The organism is Kitasatospora putterlickiae (genome assembly GCF_039527695.1).
Classification (GTDB): domain Bacteria; phylum Actinomycetota; class Actinomycetes; order Streptomycetales; family Streptomycetaceae; genus Kitasatospora; species Kitasatospora putterlickiae.
Genome location: NZ_BAAAKJ010000052.1, coordinates 5,998 through 12,351 on the forward strand (window position 1 = coordinate 5,998; position 6,354 = coordinate 12,351).

The 6,354-nt window shown below is 71.4% G+C and carries 5 protein-coding genes, 1 tRNA gene and 1 pseudogene; 6 read left to right on the forward strand and 1 reads right to left on the reverse strand.

Annotation, left to right across the window (positions count from 1 at the left end):
• The 3 genes from ABD308_RS06135 to ABD308_RS06145 all read left to right on the forward strand — a co-directional run.
• The coding region (locus ABD308_RS06135) for a molybdenum cofactor biosynthesis protein MoaE (RefSeq protein ID WP_344328188.1) at positions 1–249 on the forward strand (249 nt) is incomplete at its 5' end.
• A 184-nt stretch (positions 250–433) separates the two neighbouring features.
• Positions 434–622 (forward strand): hypothetical protein, encoded by a 189-nt coding sequence (locus ABD308_RS06140; RefSeq protein ID WP_344328198.1) that lies wholly within the window; start codon positions 434–436, stop codon positions 620–622.
• Positions 623–699: 77 nt separating this feature from the next.
• Entirely contained in the window at positions 700–1,776 is a 1,077-nt protein-coding gene (locus ABD308_RS06145; RefSeq protein WP_344328206.1) for a YlbL family protein, read from the forward strand.
• A gap of 4 nt (positions 1,777–1,780) precedes the next feature.
• Here ABD308_RS06145 and ABD308_RS06150 read toward each other — a convergent pair whose 3' ends face one another.
• Positions 1,781–2,344 (reverse strand): PPA1309 family protein, encoded by a 564-nt coding sequence (locus ABD308_RS06150; protein WP_344328215.1) that lies wholly within the window; start codon positions 2,342–2,344, stop codon positions 1,781–1,783.
• A 174-nt stretch (positions 2,345–2,518) separates the two neighbouring features.
• Here ABD308_RS06150 and ABD308_RS06155 point away from each other — a divergent pair, with 174 nt between their 5' ends.
• The 3 genes and pseudogenes from ABD308_RS06155 to ABD308_RS06165 all read left to right on the forward strand — a co-directional run.
• Positions 2,519–5,509 (forward strand): UPF0182 family membrane protein, encoded by a 2,991-nt coding sequence (locus ABD308_RS06155; RefSeq protein WP_344328224.1) that lies wholly within the window; start codon positions 2,519–2,521, stop codon positions 5,507–5,509.
• Positions 5,510–5,576: 67 nt separating this feature from the next.
• Positions 5,577–5,650, forward strand: a tRNA-Met gene (locus ABD308_RS06160).
• 352 nt (positions 5,651–6,002) lie between these two features.
• A pseudogene (locus tag ABD308_RS06165) lies at positions 6,003–6,354 on the forward strand (sel1 repeat family protein); the annotation flags it as partial.

A 6,354-nucleotide genomic window follows, 5' to 3' on the forward strand; every position in this document is an offset into this window, starting at 1 on the left:
GAGCTCCGCCGGGTCGCCGAGAAGGTCGTCGCCGACTTCCCGGTCCGGGCGCTGGCCGCGGTGCACCGGGTCGGCCGGCTGGGGATCACCGACAAGGCCGTGATCGTCGCGGTGTCCTGCGCGCACCGCGGTGAGGCGTTCGCCGCGGCCCGCCGGCTGATCGACGACCTCAAGCACGAGGTGCCGATCTGGAAGCACCAGGTGTTCGCGGACGGCGGCGAGGAGTGGGTCGGCGCCGGCGACTGCTGAGCGGTCCTCGGGGCCCCGTGTCGCGCAGGCGCGCCGGTCGCTCACTCGAACGGGCGTGGGCCGGAGGCCCCGGTACTCCCTGGCAGTGAGCCGATCGGCCGTGCCGTAACCCGGACGGCGCCCGCGGCGTTGTCCGCCGGGATGGTTAATCTGCTCTTAGACACGACGAGCTGGGAGTACTGAGATGGCTGCGCTCGCCTGGTTGATCATTCCCTGCGTCGCCGCGGTGCTGGCCACCGTGTGGGCGGGTTGGGCCCAGCGGGCCCCGAGAGCGACGGGGGACCCGGCCTCACTGGCCGAGCACCAGCGGTTCATGGCCGCGATGGAACGCACGACCGCCGCCGACGCTCCCAGGGAGCGCCCGGAGCGGTAGGGCCCGTCCCGCGGGCCGGGGCCCGTGGGGCCCGGCCCGCCGGGCGTGCCGTCACCCGCGTCCCGTACTGTCGAGGCATGCCACGCCGCTCTGCGACGATGCTCGCCGCCACCCTGCTGCTCATAGCGCTGCTCTGCGCCTCGGTGCTGATGAAGGTGCCGTACACCGAGATGAGCCCGGGTCCGACGTACAACACGCTCGGGGTGCAGGAGAAGACGGGGACCCCGGTGATCACCATCACCGGCCACGAGTCGTTCCCGGCGAGCGGGCACCTCAACATGACGACCGTCCAGGTCACCGGCGCCAAGTACGAGCCGAGCCTGGTCAACGCGGTGGTCGGCTGGCTGCGGGACGACGTGCTGGTGGTGCCGCACGACAACGTCTACCCGAAGGGCCAGAGCGACGCCGACGCGAAGCGGCAGAACGCCGAGGAGTTCGCGCTCTCCGAGGACCACGCCCGCACCGCGGCGCTGAACCAGCTCGGCATCCCGATGGGCAGCGAGCTGATCGTCCAGAGCGTCACCGCCGGCGCCCCGGCCGAGGGCCGGCTGCACGCCGGGGACCAGATCGTCGCGGTCGACGGCGCCCCGGTCGCCGACGCGGACGCGGTCGCCAAGGCGGTCACCCGGCACCAGCCCGGCGAGTCGGCGGTCTTCACCGTGGTGCCCCGGGTCAAGGACGGCGCGGCCGAGCCGGGGGTGCGCACCGACATCGGCGTCCCGACCGTGAAGTCGCCGGACACCGGCTCGGCGATGGTCGGCATCCGCCCGGGCCTGCGGCACACCTACCCGTTCCGGATCGACATCGGGCTGCAGGACGTCGGCGGTCCCAGCGCGGGCCTGATGTTCTCGCTCGGCATCATCGACAAGCTGACCCCGGGCGACCTGACCGCCGGGCGGTTCGTGGCCGGCACCGGCACCATCACCGACGAGGGCGAGGTCGGCCCGATCGGCGGCATTGCGATGAAGCTGATCGCCGCCCGGGACGCGGGCGCCGAGTACTTCCTCGCCCCGGCGGCGAACTGCGCCGAGGCCGCCAAGAACACCCCGTCCGGGCTGAACCTGGTCAAGGTGGAGACGCTGGACGGCGCGCTGAAGGCGCTGGAGCAGATCCGCTCCGGGCAGACCTCCGCGCTGCCGTCCTGCGCGTCCTAGCGGATCAGGCGAAGGTCGCCAGCAGCGCCTCGGTCAGGCCCGGCACCAGGTCGGGGCCGGTCAGCACCTCGCGGGCGGTGTCCTTGGAACGCAGCCGCAGCGCGATCTCCTTGCTGCCGTCGCGCAGCACGGCGGCGGTGATCCGCACCTCCTCGCGCTTGGGGTGGTTGGCCACCCACTCGGCGAGCTGGGCGTCGCTGGCGTTGCGCGGGCGGGACTGCTCGGCACCCGGCGGCAGCATCAGCCGCTCGACGACCAGGGCGCAGCCGGCCACCGCGGCGGGCCAGGCGATGGTGCCGAGGAACTTGTCCAGTTCCATGCCGGCGGGCAGTTCGTCCTGCTCGACCGGGGTGAGGCCGGGCTGGTCGCCGTCGGCGAGGCCGAGCTGCTCGGCGACGCGGGGGTCGGCCTTGCGCAGGGCGGCGCTGTCCACCAGGGCGAAGAGGCGGGCCGGGAGGTCCCAGCCGAGGGTGGCGGCGTACTCGTCGATCTCCAGGGCGGCCCGGGTCAGCGGGCTGCCGGCCGGGAGGGTGGAGACGTCGTCGGGGAGGTTGGATCCATCGGACATGCCTCAATCCTCACACGCCGGGCGCCCGGCGTGCGGCGCCCGCCGCTCCCGGGCCGGGAGCGGGTTGTCGTAACCGTCTGCTAACGGTGGGAACTCGGCCAAAGACTGGTTAAGTTGCACTGAAGACCGACCGACTCAAGACGACACAGCTGAGGTGCCACCGTGGTATTCCAGATGCCGGAACGCTCAGGGCCGGGGTTCCGGCGCAGAGTAGGCCCGCCCTCAAGGCGAGCGCGGGTGCTCCTGCTGACCCTGGGAGTGCTCGCGGTCCTCTTCCTGCTGTTCGTCATGTTCGCCGGGTTCTGGACGGACTGGCTCTGGTTCAGGTCGGTGCACTACTCGTCGGTGTTCACCACCCAGTTGTGGACGAAGATCGGCCTGTTCGCGGTGTTCGGCCTGCTGATGGCGGTGATCGTCGGCTTCAACGTGTGGCTGGCGCACCGGCTGCGGCCGCCGCTGTCGGCGATGTCGGTGGAGCAGCAGAGCCTGGACCGCTACCGCTCGGGCCTGGCGCCGTTCAAGCGCTGGGCGCTGCTCGGGGTCTCGCTGGTGATCGGGCTGGTGGCGGGTGCCGCGGCCTCGGGCCAGTGGCGGACCTGGCTGCTGTGGACGAACGGGACGCCGTTCGGCACCAAGGACCCGCAGTTCGGCAAGGACGTCTCGTTCTACGCCTTCGACCTGCCGTTCTACGAGTTCCTGCTGGGCTTCGCGTTCAGCGCGGTGATCGTCTCGCTGCTGACCTCGACCCTCGTGCACTACCTGTACGGGGGCCTGCGGCTGCAGGGTCCCGGGCGGCGGGCGAGCACCGGCGCGCAGGGGCACCTGGCGGTGCTGCTGGGCGTGTTCGTGCTGCTGAAGGCGGTGGCGTACTGGCTGGACCGGTACGCGCTGGCGGTGAAGACCGGCACCTACAAGGGCGTGTCCGGCTGGACCGGCCTGCGGTACGTGGACGCGAACGCGTTCCTGCCGGCGAAGACGATCCTGTTCTTCGTCGCGGCGATCTGCGCGGTGCTGTTCTTCCTGACCCCGGTGCGCCGCACCTGGGCGCCGGCCCTGATCGGCCTGGGCCTGATGGTGCTGTCGGCGGTGCTGATCGGCGGGGTGTACCCGGCGATCGTGCAGCAGTTCCAGGTCAAGCCGAACGAGCAGGCCAAGGAGACGCCGTACATCCAGAAGAACATCGACGCGACGCGTGAGGCGTACGGGATCGCGGACAGCGAGGTGGTCCAGTACGAGCCGGCGAACGGCACCAGCGCGGAGGCGATGAAGCCGGACGCGCAGACCATCTCGGACATCCGCCTGCTGGACCCGAACGTGGTCGGCCCGACCTTCCAGCAGAACGAGGCGCTGCGCAAGTACTACGCGTTCCCGAAGTCGCTGGACGTGGACCGCTACGGCGACCAGGACACCGTGCTGGGCGTGCGCGAGCTGGACCTCAACGGCATCCAGCGGAACTGGATCAACGACCACTTCAACTACACCCACGGCTACGGCGTGATCGCGGCCAAGGGCAACCAGGTGGACGCCAACGGAAACCCGGTCTACACCGAGTCGGCGCTGCCGACGAAGGGCGCGTTCGGCGACTACCAGCAGCGGATCTACTACGGCGAGAAGACGTCGACGTACTCGATCGTCGGCGGCGGCTACCAGGACATCGACTACACCGCGGAGAACGGCACCCCGGTGCACTTCTCCTACGACGGCGACAGCGGTGTCGGCCTGGGCAACCCGCTGACCCGGGCCGCGTACGCGGTGAAGTTCGCCGAGCCGCAGATCCTCTACTCCAGCGCGATCCGCGACGGCGCGAAGATCATCTACGACCGCACGCCCAAGGAGCGGGTGGAGAAGGTCGCGCCGTGGCTGTCGATCGACGCCGACCCGTACCCGGTGGTGGAGAACGGCCGCGTGGTGTGGGTGCTGGACGGCTACACCACCTCGGACGGCTACCCGTTCTCGTCGAAGACGACGCTGGGCGACGTCACCAAGGACTCGCTGACCAATCAGCGCGGTGAGCTGCTGACCGCCGCCAACCAGGTCAACTACATCCGCAACTCGGTCAAGGCCACCGTGGACGCGTACACCGGCGAGGTGACGCTCTACCAGTGGGACGAGAACGACCCGGTGCTGAAGACCTGGATGAAGGCGTTCCCCGGCACGGTGAAGGCGAAGGCCGACATCCCGTCGGAGCTGGCGCCGCACCTGCGCTACCCGCAGGACATGTTCAAGGTGCAGCGCGACCTGCTCGCCGAGTACCACATGACGGACGCCGGCGGCTTCTTCAACGGCACCGACATCTGGCAGGTGCCGACCGACCCGACGACCAACACCAACGAGGTGCAGCCGCCGTACTACCTGACCGTCCGGATGCCGGACGCGAAGGAGGCGTCGTTCTCGCTCACCACGACCTTCGCGCCGCAGGGCCGGGACAACCTGGCCGCGTTCATGTCGGTCAGCGCCGACCCGGGCCCGGACTACGGGAAGATCCGGATCGCCAAGATCCCGACCGGTTCGGGGGCGCTGGGCCCCAAGCAGGTGCAGGCGAAGTTCAACTCGGACCCGCTGGTCGCCAACCAGCTCACGCTGCTGAAGACCGGCACCGACTCCGACATCGAGTACGGCAACCTGCTGACCCTGCCGGTCGGCGGCGGTCTGCTGAACGTCGAGCCGGTCTACCTGATCGGCCGCAGCGCCAAGGTGCCGGTGCTGAAGAAGGTGCTGGCGACGTACGGGAACGAGAACGCGGTCGTCGCGGTGGAGGACAACCTGGAGAAGGCGCTGGCCAAGGTGCTCGGCGCGGCGGCGCCCGGTGCGCCGGTCACGCCCACGGCGCCCGGCACCACGCCGACCAGCCCGACCACGCCGACCACGCCCACGACCCCGACCGCGCCGACGCCGGGGGCCACGGTCTCGCCGGAGCTGCAGAAGGCGATCGCGGACGCGGTGAAGGCCAACAACGACAGCCAGACCGCGTTCAAGAACGGTGACTGGGTGGCCTGGGGCCAGGCCCAGAAGGCGCTCAACGACGCGCTCAAGGCGGTCGAGGCGGCCGAGCAGAAGGCCGGGATCACCCCGGCCCCGACGCCGACGGGCACGGCTCCGGCCACCCCGCCGGCCACCGGGGAGCCCGCCCCGCCGGCCTCGCCGGCCCCGAGCGGCGGCCCCTGAGCTGCGGTGATCCCGCGGTAACCGATTTCGGCTCCACCCCGCGCCCGTGCTATGGTTTAACCACCGACGCGGGGTGGAGCAGCTCGGTAGCTCGCTGGGCTCATAACCCAGAGGTCGCAGGTTCAAATCCTGTCCCCGCTACTCAGTAGCACGAAGGCCCGGAGGATCATCCTCCGGGCCTTCGGCGTTCGCGCGGGCGGGTGGGGCCGCTCCGGTACCATCGAGCGTCGCCAAGGACGACGGCAGCGGGGTTTGTGGGGGGCGAGTGTCGGGAAATCGACAAAGCGTCGAAGCAATTTCGTCGGCTTCGGATCCGCCCCGCCGAAATCGGCCGGGGCAGGTGTACGCGGGTTGCGGGTGATGCGACGATGGGACACACGGGGGACGCCGCCCGGCTGCTGACCGGCCGTCGGGTCCGCGGGCTCCCCGTGGGGTCCCCCCGGCCCCGGGCCGGAGGAGGACGCCGCGACACTCGGGGGGAGTGGGAGTCGGCATGAGGCTGATCGGCAGGAACGGGGCAGGGGCGAGGCCGGCGACCACCGAGGCGGACACCGAGGCCTGGGCGGAGAGCCCCGAACGGCGGCCGGGAGCCCTGCCCGCCCAGCGCACCAGCGGCCTGGCCGAGCGCCGCCCCGCGGGCGGCTGGGGCCCGGACTCCCTGGTGCACGTCCCGGCCGGGGGACTCGCCGGCGCGCCCGGTGCCCGCGGCGCGCCGTCCGACGGATCCGCCGGCCCCGGCGTCGAGAGCGACACCGGCTTCGGCTCCGCCAGCTTCGAGACCGCGCTCGCCGCCCGCGAGCAGGCCGCCCTGGACGCCACCCTCGCCCGCCACGCCGACGACCTCG